Source organism: Campylobacter concisus (assembly GCF_003048405.1).
GTDB classification, from domain to species: Bacteria; Campylobacterota; Campylobacteria; order Campylobacterales; family Campylobacteraceae; genus Campylobacter_A; species Campylobacter_A concisus_Q.
Genome location: NZ_PIQS01000003.1, coordinates 25829 through 41443, shown reverse-complemented (window position 1 = coordinate 41443; position 15615 = coordinate 25829). Strand labels below are relative to the sequence as shown.

General features: G+C 37.2%; 9 protein-coding genes and 2 pseudogenes. 10 read left to right on the top strand and 1 reads right to left on the bottom strand.

What is annotated here, in order from left to right; all coding sequences use genetic code 11:
- Window position 1 precedes the first annotated feature (1 nt).
- Together trmA and ilvA are read left to right on the top strand one after the other, a co-directional pair.
- A complete protein-coding gene (gene trmA / locus CVT18_RS07140; RefSeq protein WP_107824371.1) occupies window positions 2-1105 on the top strand; it encodes a tRNA (uridine(54)-C5)-methyltransferase TrmA in 1104 nt (367 codons plus the stop codon).
- 24 nt (window positions 1106-1129) lie between these two features.
- On the top strand, window positions 1130-2341 hold the full coding sequence (gene ilvA / locus CVT18_RS07135) for a threonine ammonia-lyase (protein ID WP_107824370.1): 1212 nt from the start codon (window positions 1130-1132) through the stop codon (window positions 2339-2341).
- 45 nt (window positions 2342-2386) lie between these two features.
- On the opposite strand, the gene CVT18_RS07130 is transcribed toward ilvA, so the two are convergent.
- Entirely contained in the window at window positions 2387-5578 is a 3192-nt protein-coding gene (locus tag CVT18_RS07130) for a S8 family serine peptidase (RefSeq protein ID WP_107824369.1), read from the bottom strand.
- A gap of 280 nt (window positions 5579-5858) precedes the next feature.
- Between CVT18_RS07130 and CVT18_RS07125 the strand changes: the two genes are divergently transcribed.
- The 8 genes and pseudogenes from CVT18_RS07125 to napA all read left to right on the top strand — a co-directional run bounded on the left by CVT18_RS07125 (window position 5859) and on the right by napA (window position 15612).
- The gene (locus CVT18_RS07125) at window positions 5859-6554 is read left to right on the top strand and encodes a DUF4230 domain-containing protein (protein WP_084040760.1); all 696 of its coding nucleotides are present in this window, start codon (window positions 5859-5861) and stop codon (window positions 6552-6554) included.
- Window positions 6555-6574: 20 nt separating this feature from the next.
- The gene (locus CVT18_RS07120; RefSeq protein ID WP_107824368.1) at window positions 6575-7498 is read left to right on the top strand and encodes a Dyp-type peroxidase; all 924 of its coding nucleotides are present in this window, start codon (window positions 6575-6577) and stop codon (window positions 7496-7498) included.
- Window positions 7499-7537: 39 nt separating this feature from the next.
- Window positions 7538-7966, top strand: coding sequence for an EamA family transporter (locus CVT18_RS07115; RefSeq protein ID WP_413784333.1), 429 nt, complete (start codon window positions 7538-7540; stop codon window positions 7964-7966).
- A 208-nt stretch (window positions 7967-8174) separates the two neighbouring features.
- Window positions 8175-8954 (top strand): annotated as a pseudogene (locus CVT18_RS10810) (cache domain-containing protein); the annotation flags it as partial.
- An 816-nt stretch (window positions 8955-9770) separates the two neighbouring features.
- Window positions 9771-10142 (top strand): annotated as a pseudogene (locus CVT18_RS10805) (methyl-accepting chemotaxis protein); the annotation flags it as partial.
- A gap of 197 nt (window positions 10143-10339) precedes the next feature.
- A complete protein-coding gene (locus tag CVT18_RS10515) occupies window positions 10340-10780 on the top strand; it encodes a hypothetical protein (RefSeq protein WP_234410303.1) in 441 nt (146 codons plus the stop codon).
- Window positions 10668-12293 (top strand): methyl-accepting chemotaxis protein, encoded by a 1626-nt coding sequence (locus CVT18_RS07105; protein ID WP_413784332.1) that lies wholly within the window; start codon window positions 10668-10670, stop codon window positions 12291-12293. The genes CVT18_RS10515 and CVT18_RS07105 overlap by 113 nt, the downstream gene beginning before the upstream one ends.
- A 538-nt stretch (window positions 12294-12831) precedes the next feature.
- Window positions 12832-15612: a nitrate reductase catalytic subunit NapA gene (gene napA / locus CVT18_RS07100; protein WP_103629222.1), complete on the top strand. Its 2781-nt coding sequence runs from the start codon at window positions 12832-12834 to the stop codon at window positions 15610-15612.
- The last annotated feature ends 3 nt before the right edge of the window (window positions 15613-15615 follow it).

Below are 15615 nucleotides of genomic sequence, written 5' to 3'. Positions count from 1 at the left end.
TTTGGATTGCAATTATTTAAAAGAGTGCGGTTCTTGCACTCTTTTTATTCCTTATGATGAGCAAATTTTATTTAAAACTGATCTTATAAAACAAAATTTTTCAGAGTTTTATGATAGTGAGTTTGATGTTTTTAGCTCAACACCAAAGCACTACCGCACAAGAGCTGAGTTTGGCATCTGGCATGAAGGTATAAAGCTTTACTATACGATGCATGCAAGCGAAAAGGGCAAAAAGCTCTTTATAGATGATTGCCCAAAGGTTTGCGAGCAAATTTCAAAGCTTATGCCAAGCTTGCTTTATAACTTACAAGAGAGCGAAACACTGCGTGCAAAGCTTTTTGGAGTGGAATTTATCTCTTGTAAAAGCGGTATCTTGATCACGCTTCTTTATCATAAAAGGCTTGATGGTGAGTTTGAAATGGCTATGAAAATTTTGGCTAACAAGCTTGACGTCACCATACTTGCTAGATCGCGTGGGCAAAAGCTACTAAGTGGTGAGCTAAATTTGATCGATGAGCTAGATGTTGGTGGTGAAATTTATAAATTTAGCCTATCTGAAAATGCCTTTATCCAGCCAAATAGAGCCGTAAATGAAAAGATGATAGCTTGGGCTAAAGAGTGCGTGCAAAGCGGCGATGACCTCCTTGAGCTCTACTGTGGACATGGAAATTTTACCATTCCGCTTTCGTTTAAATTTAAAAACGTTCTTGCCACTGAAATTTCAAAAAGCTCGATCGCAAATGCCCTTAAAAACTGCGAGTTAAACAAGGCTAATAACATCAAATTTTTACGAATGGATGCTGATGAGCTTATGAGCGCATTTGCTGGCGTTAGGGAATTTAACAGGCTAAAAGAGATAAATTTAAGCGACTTTAACTTCTCGCATGTCCTTGTCGATCCGCCTCGTGCAGGACTAAGTGAAAGTGTCGTAAATTTCATCAAAAATTTCAAAAATATCATCTACATCTCGTGCAACCCAGAGACTCTAAAAGAAAATTTAAAAGAGCTTTGTAAAAGCCATAAAGTGATAAAATTTGCCATTTTTGATCAGTTTGCAAACACTTATCACATTGAGTGTGGCGTGCTACTAAGGGCAAAAGAATAATTTTAAAAAGGAAAATTTGAAAAAATGGTTTCACTAAATAAAATCATCCAAGCAAAAATCACGATCGGTCATTTTGTGACTAAGACCCCATTTGCGCTAAGTGCAAAGCTTAGTAAAATTTTAGGCGCAAGTGTTTACCTGAAAGAAGAAAATTTACAAAGAACCGGCGCATATAAGATAAGAGGCGCATACAATAAAATAGCTAGCCTAAGTGATGAGGAGAGAAAACGTGGCGTTGTGGCTGCAAGCGCTGGCAACCACGCTCAAGGTGTTGCTATAAGCGCAAAGGAATTTGGCGTGCATGCTTGCATCATCATGCCAGAATCAACCCCACTTCTAAAGGTTGCTGGCACGAAGGACCTTGGTGCAGAGGTCATTTTAAAGGGCGATAACTTTGACGAGGCATACGCTTTTGCGGTTAATTACGCCAAAGAAAAGAGTATGACCTTTGTTCATCCATTTAACGACGAGTACGTCATGGCAGGGCAGGGCACTGTGGGGCTTGAGATGCTTGATGAGATAAGCGACCTTGATATAGTCATCGTCCCAGTTGGCGGCGGCGGATTAGCTAGTGGTGTGGCTAGTTGTATAAAGCAGGTCAATCCAAAGACAAAAGTAATCTGTGTCGGTGCAAAGGGTGCTCCAGCTATGTTTAATAGCTATGGTGCCAAAAAGAGCATAAACTCAAAATCAGTCCGTACCATAGCAGACGGCATAGCTGTGCGTGATGCGAGCGAGATCACGCTGGCAAATATCGTAGAGTGCGTGGATGAGTTTGTGCAAGTCGATGACGAGGAGATCGCGACTGCGATTTTGTTTTTGCTAGAGACGCAAAAGATCGTAGTTGAAGGTGCTGGTGCAGCAGGTGTGGCAGCACTCATGCATGATAAGATCAAATTTAAAAAAGGTGCAAAGATAGGCGTGGTGCTAAGTGGCGGAAATATCGATGTACAAGTGCTATCTATCATCATCGAAAAAGGTCTTATCAAGTCACACCGCAAGATGACCTTGCAAATAACGCTTGTGGATAAGCCAGGAGCGCTCATGAGCTTAACCGACAGCCTAAAATCAGCAAATGCAAACATCGTGAAAATCGACTACGACCGCTTCTCAACAAGGCTTGACTATGGCGATGCAAGCATTACGATCACGCTTGAGACAAAGGGTCTTGAGCATCAAGAAAAGATCAAAGAAGTGCTTACTAAAAACGGTTTTTCTTTCACTCAACTATTTTAATTTAATGGCTCGCTACTATTTAAAGTAGCGAGCACGATTTACCTATTAAAACAAAATTTCAAATTTTGCATTTATGCTGTTTGACTTCACGTCTTTAGCAAAAGCACCTGTGTAAGATAAACCTAAATTTATATTTTTATAAACATTAGCTTTTACACCAAGGCTAGCTGTGCCAAGATTGTGCACCTCTTTTCCTTCAAGCTCCAAGTATCCAGCATTTGCGATATTTACGCCGATATTTGGTCTTGTATCGCCAACTAGTCTATTGTAGGCTAGATCAGCTTCGAATTTCATCTTTGTGCTACCAAGACTAAATGGTACGCTAGGGTTTAGACCTATGCTAAATACACCTAAATTTCTAGCTTTTTCATCAACATCCATTCTGAAAATCCCTACATTTTGGCTGGTAATATCAGTTTTCATACGTAGATAGCTTGCGCCCACATAAGGATTTAGTGAGAAAGTTGAACTTTTAAAGCTAGTTAGTGCCAAATTTGCGTAAGTAGTAAGTGCTTTTTCTTTGCTTTTTACATGCTCATTTGAGTAAAAGCTCGCGATTGTAGCACCATTTTGTGTTTTTCGTTTTGCATTTGTGTATATGAGACCGAGGTCTAGTTTTGTGCTAGAAATTTGGCTTTTTGAGTAGATACCGACACTTGTACCTTTTGTTTTGTAAGCATTTTCGCCATCTTCTTTTACTTTTTCACTACTGGCACCAAGCACACCACCAAGCGTTAAAGCGTCATTTACGCTACCGTCAAATCCAAAAAGCTGAGTGAATGAGTTTGCTTTTACATCATCAAATTTCATAGCATTAGCCATGGTATTTGACCAAAATTTCATGCCACTTGCATCGATTGCTTTTGCACTGAATGGATCAAATTCATGGTTGATGATGGCATTTTTGAGCAAAATATTTTCTAATAAAAATGCATTATGTTGAGCTAAATTTGCATTATTTGCAAATGTTTTTAGCGTATCACTTGCTTCTTTTGGTGTAGCGTAGATGAAGTGTCTGTATAGATCACTCGTAATAACTGCTGGTCTACTTCTAAACGGCGAAGCAAGGAGTGCTGGTCTGCTGGCTGTACTCTCTATGAGCTGTGCTACTCTTTTTTGGTTGTCACTAGCTGCTATACTTGTTATTGTATTTTTTGATTTTTTTAGTGTTAGCTCTAGCTTGTTGTCACTATAATTTCTAGTAAGGTCAAAAAATGCGTATTTTTTTGAGATGGTATCGTTGTAGCCACTAAAATTTCCAGTTACGGCGTAAGTTTTTGCCTTTGAGCTATCATCATATAGTCTTTTCATGACATCTACATCTGGCTCACTTATATCTATAATAGAGTTCTTCTCAAAATTTAGATTTAAATTTGCTGCGTTATTTGAGATGATATAACTACCGCCTGTTTTTATAGTAGCTTTTACTGTGTCATTTGTACTTTTTCTAGTTACATCTTTAAAAGATAGCTTTTGAGAAAATTTATTTCTATCAATCTCTCTAACGCTCATCTCTTTAACAATCTCAAGTGTACCACCATTTTCAACTACTACTTCGCTTGACTTTAGTGATTGATTTAGTGCTGTGATCTTGCCACTTTTTATTATGGTTTTGCCAGTGTATGAGTTGGTTCCTGCTAGTTTTAGAGTGCCTAGACCTCTCTTGATAAGAGTTCCTTCATAGCCCTCGCTCGCTCTTTGCTCTCTTGCTTTTTCTCTAGCATTGCCTATATCAAGTTCGGCCCTTTGCTCGGCTGTTAAATTTGACATTTTCTCAAGCTCAGCCTTGCGATTAGCCCAAATTTGCGCCTCTGCTTCATCTTCAGTCTTTCTGTATTTTATAGCTACATCGCTGATATTATTTGAGTAAAGATCGTCCGTGTCTAGACTTACATCAAATACACCTAGTAGCTGTCCTGGCCCAAACATAGCCTTTGACATATCAAGTGCTCCCCAGCCCCAGCGCTCATCAGGTACACCAAGTGGCGCAGTAAAGCCAGAAATTTTTCTTGTATCGGCTGGCTTTTTAAACTCATCTCTAACTTGTCTTGCGGTAGTTAGTAAAACATCTCTTGCTTGAGAGTTGCTCATATATGGATATCTTTGCATGACAAGACCAAGTGCGCCAGTGACGTGTGGAGCTGCCATTGATGTACCATCCCAGCTCTCGTAACCAGCCTCTCCATTTTTAGGATCAACCGTGCTTGATTTTATACTTTTACCAGGTGCTGCGATACTCCACCATTTTGAGTGTCCTGCGGTGTTAAAATGTTGTGCATCGCCATCTGTCACTCCAGTGACGTTTATCCAGTATTTTTCAGCATCTGGACGAAAATATGGAAGCATTGCTCTTGTGTATGACTCTTTCATGCCATTTCTATTTCCGGCAGTAAAGACTTGAATAATGCCGTATTTTTTGGCGACTTTATAAGCGGCATCCATGAAATTTTTACCATTTGTGACAAATGGATAGTAGCTTTTATAGGCTGCGTCAAGGTCTTTTATATCTAAGCTATTGCCGCCATCAAATCCAGTTGCCCCCTCGTAAGCTTTATAAAATTTGCGGTTTGAACCCCAACTATTATTTATAGCTCTTGCACCACCTTTGGCTAGTCCCTCATAAGATGCTAAAAAGAAGTTGTAGTCTTGGCTTGGTCCATATGTCATACCATCTGTTCCGCCAGTATTTCCTACTATAAGTTTTGAGTCAAATGCTACACCATGCATCCCTTTACCATCTCTTGAGCCAGCAATTGTGCCAGCTACGTGCGTGCCGTGCGAGTCGTTTACACCAGCGATCCAGTTGCCATCAGCTTCAAATTTATCACCTTTTTTAAAGTCGCCAAAGTCAGCTCTATTTTTATCAGTGCTTCCCTTTTTTAAAAAAGGAGAGTTGCCGTGCTCAGTATCTGGATATTTTTGTCCGTCTTTGTAGTAGCTACCAGAAATTTTTAGTGCGCTTATCCTACCGTCACTAAGTTCAGGGTGGCTAAGTAATGCGCCAGAGTCCATAACACCAAGCGTCACACCTTTGCCCGTCACTCCAAGAGCATATGCGATAGCTGCATTGATACGCTTTAGTCCCCAGTATGCTTTATACTCAGTGCTCTCCCAGCTACTTATGTCACCAAATTTGCCACTTTCTTGATCGTTAGCATTTAGTGAATTTGCAAACAAAAGAGTACAACAAGCCGCGCTTATCAAAATACATTTTTTGTTTAAAATGGATCTTTTCACATCTTATCCTTTTGCATAAAATTTAAATAGATTGTAATATTCTTAAAATAAATTATTAATTAAAATATTAAAATTTATGATAAAAATTTACTTTAATAATCCCTTTTTTACGCTATTTTTACTATAAGATATGAAAAAATGATCAAGATAATATCACTTAAATATTATTAATTACGATTTTACTTTAAAACAATTATTTAAATATAATTTTTAATAAAAGTAGAATTTCACCTTTGCTTTACAAATTTAAGCTAAAATAGCAAGCTTTAAAGGAGAAAAAATGAGCGAATATGCAAATTTGATATTAGCTATCTTACTAGCTGTTTTGGCATTTGCATTTTATAGGTCAAATAAGGCGTTAAAAAAGGCAAAAGATGATAGCGAAAATCTCTCAGTCAGCACTGAAATTTCACAGCTAAAAAGCATCGGCGAGCTATCTGTTTTTCAAGTTTATAGCAAAGAGATCGTCACAAAAACTGATCATGCGTTTGGAAATTTTGGCAAAGAGTATCTAAGATGGCTTATAAGCGAGAAGAAGCTTTCGATGATATTTGAGTTTGAGATAAATTTCATATACGATCTAACTAGCCCAAAGCTCGAGATCACGCAGATCGCAAACTCTAGCTATAAGATAAAAATGCCTCCTTGCAAGTATAAATTCTCAATCGCCGATATGAAATTTTACGATGAGAAAAACGGCAAATTTATACCATTTTTACTGCCTGACTCGCTAAATGGCTTTTTTGGTAGCACTTTTACAGAAGAAGATAAAAATAGACTAATAGAAGAAGCTAGAAACGAAGTCAAAAAGATGAGCGTTCGCCTTATCTCGCAGCTTCAAAGCAAAATTCATAAATCAGCTCGCGATACGCTTGAAGCGATCGCAAAGAGCTTTGGGGCAAACAAAGTTGAGTTTATTTTTGACGATAATGATGAGCAGATCAGCTCACAACTAAATTTAGAAAATATTGCATAAAACTTTAAAAAGGAGAAAAAATGAGCGTAAATTCACAGGAAGTCACGCAGACACCAGGCAACAACACAGTATTTCAAACATGGGTTTTAACAGCTGACAAAAAGGCTTGTAAAGAGGGTTTTGCCGAGCTTTGCACCTTGGTTGTAAATTTAAATAAAACTGCCAAGATCAGATTTGGCGCAAATGAAAATGTAAACTGCGTTCTTGGTGTGGGTCATGATGCTTGGAAAAAGCTTGAAATTTCAAAAGAATTGCCAAAAGAGCTTGTAAATTTTAAAGCGATCAAAGGTGATAAACACGAGGCTGTTAGCACAAAGGGCGATATTCATATCCATATCCGCGCCTTAAATGCGCCCGATTGCTTCGATATGGCTCAAGCGATAAAGTCTGTACTTTTTAAATTTGCAGAGCTTACAGACGAGACGCAAGGCTTTAAGTATCATGACGGTAGGGCGATAATAGGCTTTGTTGATGGCACTGAAAATCCTGAGGGCGAGGAGAGAGACTTCTTTGCTAAAGTTGGCGATGAGGACGCTAAATTTAAAGGCGGTAGCTACGTTTTTGTACAAAAATACTTTCATAATATGAAAGAGTGGAACGCTACAAGCGTAAGCGAGCAAGAAAAGGTAATAGGCCGCTCAAAAGAGCTTGACATCGAGATGAGCGAGGATGTAAAACCTACAAATTCACACTCAGCCGCTGCAAACGTAGGAGACGATAAAAAAGTCGTGCGTGGCAATATGCCATTTACTGAAGGTAGTAAAACTGGCACTTACTTCATCGCTTATGCGAGCACATTTTCAACGGTTGAGCTTATGCTTAAAAAGATGTTTATCGGCGAGCCAAAGGGCAATTCAGATAGGTTGCTTGACTTTAGTACACCAGTAACTGGTGCCTTATATTTTGTGCCAACAGTTGATATGTTAAGCGATTATGAGGGCTAAATTTAAATGGGTGAGGCAACTTGCCCTTTTAAATTTTAAATAAAAATGCCAGAGTGGTTTATTTACGCAGCTCTTTCGGCTGTTTTTGCTGCACTTACAGCGATCTTTGCAAAGCTTGGCGTAAAGGACATCGACAGCGATTTTGCGACATTTATAAGAACGATCGTTGTCATTTTGATGCTTGTTTTGCTTTTAAGCGTGGCTAAAAAATGGCAGCCATTAAGCTCTCTAAGTCATAAAAACTGGCTCTTTCTCATACTTAGTGGCATAGCTACTGGACTATCTTGGCTTATGTATTTTAAAGCTATGCAGGCAGGCAAAGTTTATCAAGTGGCTTTGGTTGATAAATTTAGCGTTGTGCTTGCTATTATTTTGGCTGTCATCTTTCTTGGTGAGAGGTTAAATTTAAAAGAAATTTTAGCCATTTGCCTTATTATTTTAGGCGTTATTTTATTGATTTTCAAGTAAAAATTTATACTCTATGTCTAGCAAAAGAATAAAAAATAAAACTAGCTTATTTAATGATATTTTTTGATCTAAAATTTATTCAAAAATTTTTAATTGTCAAGATGTCTTTATTAATTTTTAAAAAGCATTAAATAGAGAGTAAATTTAATACTAATTTTAATTCTTTTTCGATAAATTAAAGTGATTTTAACTTTTTAAAGGAGGAAAGATGAAGTCCATAACTTCAAAGATAGCGATGATTATCATCTCATTGCTAGTTATTTCGTTTGCTGCTATTTCAGCAGTCAGCTACTATACAGCGGAAAGTAAGGTAGTAGAGTTGGTCAGCCAGACCCAGGAACAGATTCTAAGTGACATCAAAGCCACTACGGATTCTTTTTTTGAAGAATATTTAGGTGTAGCCAAAAAGTTAGCTTCAGACATAGAAAATACACCAAATAATGATGACTTGTATATAGAAAAAACAAAAATGCAAAAAGATAACGCTAGCTCGCTAGTTTCTTATGTATTTTATGGACGTGAAAGCGATGGACATTTTTTCCAGTCTGACGGCACTAGAATGACTCCAGCTGATAACTACGATCCTAGAACCAGAGGTTGGTACAAAGCAGCCAAGAGCGCAAATGGTGCTATCTATACCGAGCCTTATTTAGCAGCTACATATAATGCTTTGGTAGTTAGTTTTGCCGCTCCTGTAAATAAAAATGGAAATTTTGCTGGTGTTTTGGGACTTGATTTAAAGATAGATACTTTAAGTAAAAAAATTCTCGAAATGGGTAAAACAAAATACGGCTACGTCTTTTTAATGAACAAAGACGGCGTAATGCTAATGCACAATGACCCAAACAATGTTGGTAAAACCGTTCCTGCTAGCAAATATATTGCTGAGGCTTTTGCGGCTAAAAAATTTGATGAAAATGGACTTATTCCCTATACAAACTATAAAGGCGAGAACGTAACCGCCAAAGTCCTTCCTATAAACGACCAAGGCTGGTTAGCCGTAGCCGCTATCGGAGCAGATACTTTTTCGTCTAATACCTTGCCTTTATTAAAAGCTCAAATAATTCTAGCCGTAGCTTTTATAGTCATACTTTCGGCTATCGTATTTACTCTTCTTAAAAAATCTCTTAGTCCTATTAGAACTATTCAAACCAAGCTTGAAGACGCGTTTAAATTTATCACTTACGAAACCCCTAACGCTCCGGAAAAGCTAGTAGTAACTACGCAAGACGAATTCGGCAGAATGAGCGAATCTATTAACGAGAATATAGAAAAAGTCCTTAACGGCGTTAAAAAAGACAGCGCCTTAATAGACGAGATGAACGGTATAGCAAATCTCATGATAAAAGGCCACATGGGAGCTAAGATCAACTCCGTCCCTAATAATCCGGCTTTAGTTCAGTTAAAAGATCTACTAAATAAATTCTTTGCATCAATTTCTGAAAATTTAAAAGGTATAGCCGTAGTTTTAGCTTCTTACAATAAAAACGACTACACTCCTAGACTAGAGCTAAAACCGGAGCTTGAAAGCGATCTAAGAGATATGATAGTAGGCCTTCAAAGCGCGGGCGACGCCGTAAGCAATATGCTAAGGGAAAATTTAAAAGAAGCTCAGGTTCTAGAAGAAAAAGCTAAAATCCTAGCAGAATCTATGAGAACTCTAACCGACGGAGCCCATAAGCAAGCAGACTCTATCCAAGAAAGCGCGGCTGCTATAGAAGAGATGAGCAGTTCTATGAACGCCATTAGCCAAAAAGCTAGCGACGTAACTAGACAAAGCGAAGAGATTAAAAACATCATCGTTATTATTAGAGATATAGCCGATCAAACAAATTTACTTGCTCTAAACGCCGCTATCGAAGCGGCACGCGCCGGCGAACACGGAAGAGGATTTGCCGTAGTCGCCGACGAGGTTAGAAAACTAGCAGAGCGAACTCAAAAGTCACTTGGTGAGATCGAAGCTAATGCAAATGTTCTAGCTCAAAGCATCAATGAGATGAGTGAAAGCATCAGAGAGCAAAGCGAAGGTATAAATATGATAAATCAAAGTGTAAGTCAGATCGACAGTATTACAAAACAAAATATTAATATTGTTGGTAAAACAAACGAAATTACTGACCAAATAGACGATATGGCCAAGACGATAGTAGCTGACGTTAGAAAGAATAAATTTTAATCTTAGACCGAATTTAGGGGTTTACTTCCCCTAAATTCTAATTTTATCTCACTTACTTTAACTATCTAAAATGAAAAAATAATTCAAAATTATTATTTAATGTATACATCACTATTTTGTAATTAATATTATTTAATACTATTTAATATAAAAAAATATACAATCGCACCTTAAAAATTTTTGTAAAAGGAAAGTAAATGCGATCAATTGCAAACAAAATATCTTTAATGCTCATACCGGCATTATTCATATCATTCTCACTAATATCTTTAGCCAGCTACAATACAGCTCATGATAAAGCCATTGAGTTAGTAATACAAACTCAAAAGCAAATCTTAAAAGATGTGAAAATCGCACTAAATAGCTTTTTTACTAATAATCAGTATGCTATAGAAAAAATGGCTGAGACTCTTAGTAAGATAAGCGAGAAAAGTGGTGGCTCGATGAATGCTGATGGTATAAATTTAGCTTTATCTCAAGCAAAAGCTATATCTGGAAAAGAGATCACTCTTGTTTATGCTGGATATGAGGATGGGGCTATGTTTAGATCAAATGGGCAAAATAAAGCTGGATATGATCCAAGAGTTAGAGGATGGTATAAACAAGCTAAAGCCGAGAATAAACCAAGTATATACTGATCCATACATGGCAGCTTCATTAAATGCGATGGTTATAACTTTTGCTGCACCTATTAAAAATATTGGAGTTACGGGCATAGATGCGTCTATTGAGGAATTGAGCAATAATATATCGCAAATCAGTAAGACTGAGTACAGCTATGCTTTTGTTACAGATCAAAATGGCAACGTTATAATGCACCCAAATAAAGAATTAGTCGGTAAACCTCACGAGATCGCTAAAAGCCTGATAAAACAATATAATGAAAAGAAATTTGATGAAAATGGATTAATAGCATATAAAAATACAAAAGGCGAAGATGTCTATGCCTATATGTTAGAGATAAATGATAAAGGTTGGTTGGCAATAACAGCAATGGATCAAAATATCTTTAGCTCGCATACTTTACCTATTTTAAAAGTTCAAATTATTTTAGCCTTTATATTTATAGTTGTCTTGTCTGCATTTGTATATTTCTTGCTAAAAAGATCGCTTAATCCGATTAAAAATATTACAGATGCTTTGGTTAGTTTCTTTAGGTTTTTAAATTTTGAGATAAAAGAGCCAGTTGTTTCAAAGGTGACAACAAAAGATGAATTTGGCGTAATGAGTAAACTAATAAATGATAATATTGCTAAAATTTTTGACAATGCCGATCAAGACTCTAGAGTGGTATCTCAATCTGTTGAGACTGCAAAGGCAATAGAAAATGGAAATTTAAAAGCAAGGATAGTAGATGTTCCAGCTAATCCAAAACTAATTGAATTAAAAGATGTCTTAAATAAAATGCTAGATGTTTTGGAAAAAAGAGTCGGTAGCGATTTAAATATGATCCAAAAAACTTTTAATGATTTTAGAAATTCTGATTTTACTTCAAGAATTTTGGATGCTAAAGGCAATGTCGAACTAGTAACAAACGAGCTTGGCGAAGAGATAGCTAATATGCTTGCATTTAACCTAAAACAAGCACAATTCTTAGAAGAAAAATCCAAAAATTTAGATGCATCAATGAAACAAGTAACTCAAGGTGCTAGCACACAAGCAAATTCTCTCCAGGAAAGTGCTGCTGCGATCGAGCAAATGAGTAGCTCAATGAGTGCAATTAGCCAAAAGACTGTAGATGTTATAAAACAATCTGAAGAGATTAAAAATATCATCGTTATTATTAGAGATATAGCAGATCAAACTAACTTACTTGCCCTAAACGCCGCTATCGAAGCAGCACGTGCTGGTGAGCATGGACGAGGCTTTGCCGTAGTTGCCGACGAGGTGAGAAAACTAGCCGAGCGCACCCAAAAGTCACTTGGCGAGATCGAAACTAATGCAAATATACTTACTCAAAGTATCAATGAGATGAGTGAGAGCATCAGAGAGCAAAGTGAAGGCATAAATATGATAAATCAAAGTGTAAGCCAGATAGATAGCATTACAAAGCAAAATGTTGATATCGTGAGCTCAACGAATGAAATCACTGCCCAAATCGATGAAATGGCTAAGACGATAGTAGCCGATGTTAAAAAGAATAAATTTTAACCTTGCGGCTTGATATTTAAAATTTCATTAATATTTCATCCTCAAAATTTGAGGATGAAAATAACTCCTTTTTATCTCTAATCTTAAAATTATTTTTTGTTTTATAAATATAATAAAGTTTTTAAAAATAATCTAATATTTATAGCTTTATAGTGATATTACTAGTTAAATTTTTATAGATTATGTTTGCTGTAATGTAATGAAAATTATTAGAATATATCCTTGTAATTATTGATATTTCAGTAAGGATATAAAATTTTTAATAATACTTTATGTTACTTTTTTACTCAAATATTTAAAAACAATTTTACTTTGTTTTCTTTAGCTTTTTGATAACTACTCTAAAATTTTTAAATTTTATTAAATAGTATTTTCTTTTAAAATCGTACTTTGTGAGAAAATTAATATTTTTATGTAGAAAAATATTTACATTTTTAGCTTAAGTTTTTTGAAATTTTTGTAAATGTAAATCAGTTGTAAATAAGTTTTACAAGGTTAATATCAATTAAATTTGTTTTAAATCTTTAAAGGAGAAAGAATGAATCGACGAGAATTCATAAAAAGTGCTGCAGCTAGTGCTGCTTGCGTTAGTGCTGGTATAGCCGTACCAAGCTCGCTAAGTGCAGCAAGCGAAGCCGAAAAAGGCTGGCGCTGGGATAAAGCCGCTTGTAGGTTTTGTGGGACAGGCTGTGGTATCATGGTCGCTACAAAAGAAGGCAAGATAGTAGCTGTAAAAGGTGACCCAGAAGCGCCAGTAAACCGTGGTCTAAACTGTATCAAAGGCTACTTTAATGCTAAGATCATGTACGGCGAGGATAGGATCACTCATCCGCTTTTGCGTGTAAATGAAAAAGGCGAATTTGATAAAAAAGGTAAATTTAAGCAAGTAAGCTGGAAGCAAGCATTTGATGTTATGGAGGCTCAGTTTAGAAAAGCGTATGATGAACTAGGCCCTCACGGTATCGGAGTTTTAGGTTCTGGTCAATATACTATTCCAGAAGGTTACGCTGCCATTAAGCTTATAAAAGGTGGTTTTAGAAGCAACAGTATTGATCCAAACGCAAGACACTGTATGGCAAGTGCGGTCGTTGGCTTCATGCAAACATTTGGTATAGACGAGCCATCAGGCTGTTTTGATGACATTGAGCTTACAGATACTATTGTAGCTTGGGGCGCAAACATGGCTGAGATGCACCCAATCCTTTGGGCGCGTGTAAGCGATAGAAAGCTTAGTGATCCTGATAAAGTAAAGGTAGTAAATTTAAGTACATATTCAACTAGAACTTCAAACCTAGCTGACATCGAGATCATTTTTGCTCCATCATCTGACCTTGCTATCTGGAACTACATTGCTCGTGAGATAGTTTATAACCACCCAGAGATGATTGATGAAGAATTTGTTAAAAAACACTGTGTATTTACAACCGGTCCAGCCGATATCGGATATGGTCTTCGCACAGACATTAATCATAAAAAATATGCTCCAAGTGAGCTAGACACTGCTGCTACTGAGAAGTCAAAGGTACTAAGTGAGGCTGAGGGTGTTACACTCGCATATCTTGGACTAAAAGCTGGCGATACACTAGAAAATAAAAATGCTGCAAAAGCTGGCGCACATTGGCAAATAACATTTGAAGAGTTTAAAAAAGCTCTTGATCCTTACACACTTGACTTTACTGCAAAGGTAGCCAAGGGCGATCCAAACGAAGATATAGAAGAATTTAAGAAAAAACTAAAAGCACTTGCTGATCTTTATATAGAGAAAAACCGCAAAGTTGTTAGTTTCTGGACGATGGGCTTTAACCAACACCAACGTGGTACATGGGTAAATGAGCAAGCTTATATGGTTCACTTCTTGCTTGGTAAACAAGCACTTCCGGGCTCAGGAGCGTTTTCTTTAACTGGTCAACCAAGTGCGTGCGGTACAGCAAGAGAGGTTGGAACATTTGTTCACCGCTTGCCAGCTGACATGGTTATTGATAATCCAAAACATAGAGAGATAACTGAAAAAATTTGGAAACTTCCTGCCGGAACACTAAGTGGTGTACTCGCTTCTCACTACGTAAAAATGATGCGTGATCTTGAAGATGGTAAGGTTAAATTTATCTGGGTTCAAGTAAACAACCCATGGCAAAATACTGCAAATGCAAACCACTGGATCAAAGCGGCTCGTGAGATGGATAACTTCATCGTTGTAAGTGATCCTTATCCAGGAATTTCTGCAAAAGTAGCCGACCTTATTCTTCCAACTGCGATGATCTATGAAAAATGGGGTGCTTACGGTAACGCTGAGAGAAGAACGCAACACTGGAGACAGCAAGTACTTCCTGTTGGTGAAGCGATGCCTGATATTTGGCAAATGATGGAGTTTAGTAAGCGCTTTAAGCTAAAAGATGTTTGGGGTGAGAAAAAAGTAAATGACAAAGTTACACTTCCAAACGTGCTCGATGCTGCAAAAGCTATGGGATATAGTGAAGAAGATACGCTATTTGATGTACTTTTTGCTAACGAAGAGGCTAAGAAATTTAGTGCAAACGATCCTATTATGGAAAACTATGACAATACAGAAGTATTTGGCGATAGCAGAAAAGTGATAGGTTCAGATGGCAAAGAATTTAAAGGATATGGATTTTTCGTTCACAAATATCTTTGGGAAGAGTATAGAAAATTTGGCGTTGGACATGGTCACGACCTAGCCGACTTTGACACATATCATAAGGTAAGAGGTCTTAGATGGCCGGTAGTTGATGGTAAAGAGACTCAGTGGAGATTTAACACTAAATTTGACCCATATGCTAAAAAAGCTGCTCCAAATGAGAAATTTGCATTCTATGGTAACAAAAATGCAGCACTTCCAACAGGAGATCTAAAAGGCGTTACAAATAAAGATAAAGCATCTCTTGCAAATAAAGCAAAAATTTTCTTCCGCCCTTATATGGATCCATGCGAGATGCCAAGCAAAGAGTATCCATTCTGGCTATGTACTGGTCGTGTTCTAGAGCACTGGCACTCAGGCACTATGACTATGCGTGTTCCTGAGCTTTACAGGGCTGTTCCAGAGGCACTTTGCTATATGCACGAAGATGATGCTAAAAAACTTGGCGTAATGCAAAACGAGATCGTTTGGGTTGAATCACGTCGTGGCAAGGTAAAAGCAAGAGTCGATCTAAAAGGTAGAAATAAGCCGCCAGTAGGTCTTATCTATGTGCCTTGGTTTGATGAAAACGTATTTATCAATAAAGTAACACTAGACGCTACTTGCCCACTCTCAAAAGAGACTGACTATAAAAAGTGTGCGGTTAAAATTTACAAAGCATAGGTG

Coding starts and splice junctions, on each gene's coding strand:
- ilvA (WP_107824370.1), top strand. CDS start 1,130: ATGGTTTCACTAAATAAAATCATCCAAGCAAAAATCACGATCGGTCAT.
- CVT18_RS07125 (WP_084040760.1), top strand. CDS start 5,859: ATGAGCGAATATGCAAATTTGATATTAGCTATCTTACTAGCTGTTTTG.
- CVT18_RS07120 (WP_107824368.1), top strand. CDS start 6,575: ATGAGCGTAAATTCACAGGAAGTCACGCAGACACCAGGCAACAACACA.
- CVT18_RS10515 (WP_234410303.1), top strand. CDS start 10,340: ATGCGATCAATTGCAAACAAAATATCTTTAATGCTCATACCGGCATTA.
- CVT18_RS07105 (WP_413784332.1), top strand. CDS start 10,668: ATGAGGATGGGGCTATGTTTAGATCAAATGGGCAAAATAAAGCTGGAT.
- napA (WP_103629222.1), top strand. CDS start 12,832: ATGAATCGACGAGAATTCATAAAAAGTGCTGCAGCTAGTGCTGCTTGC.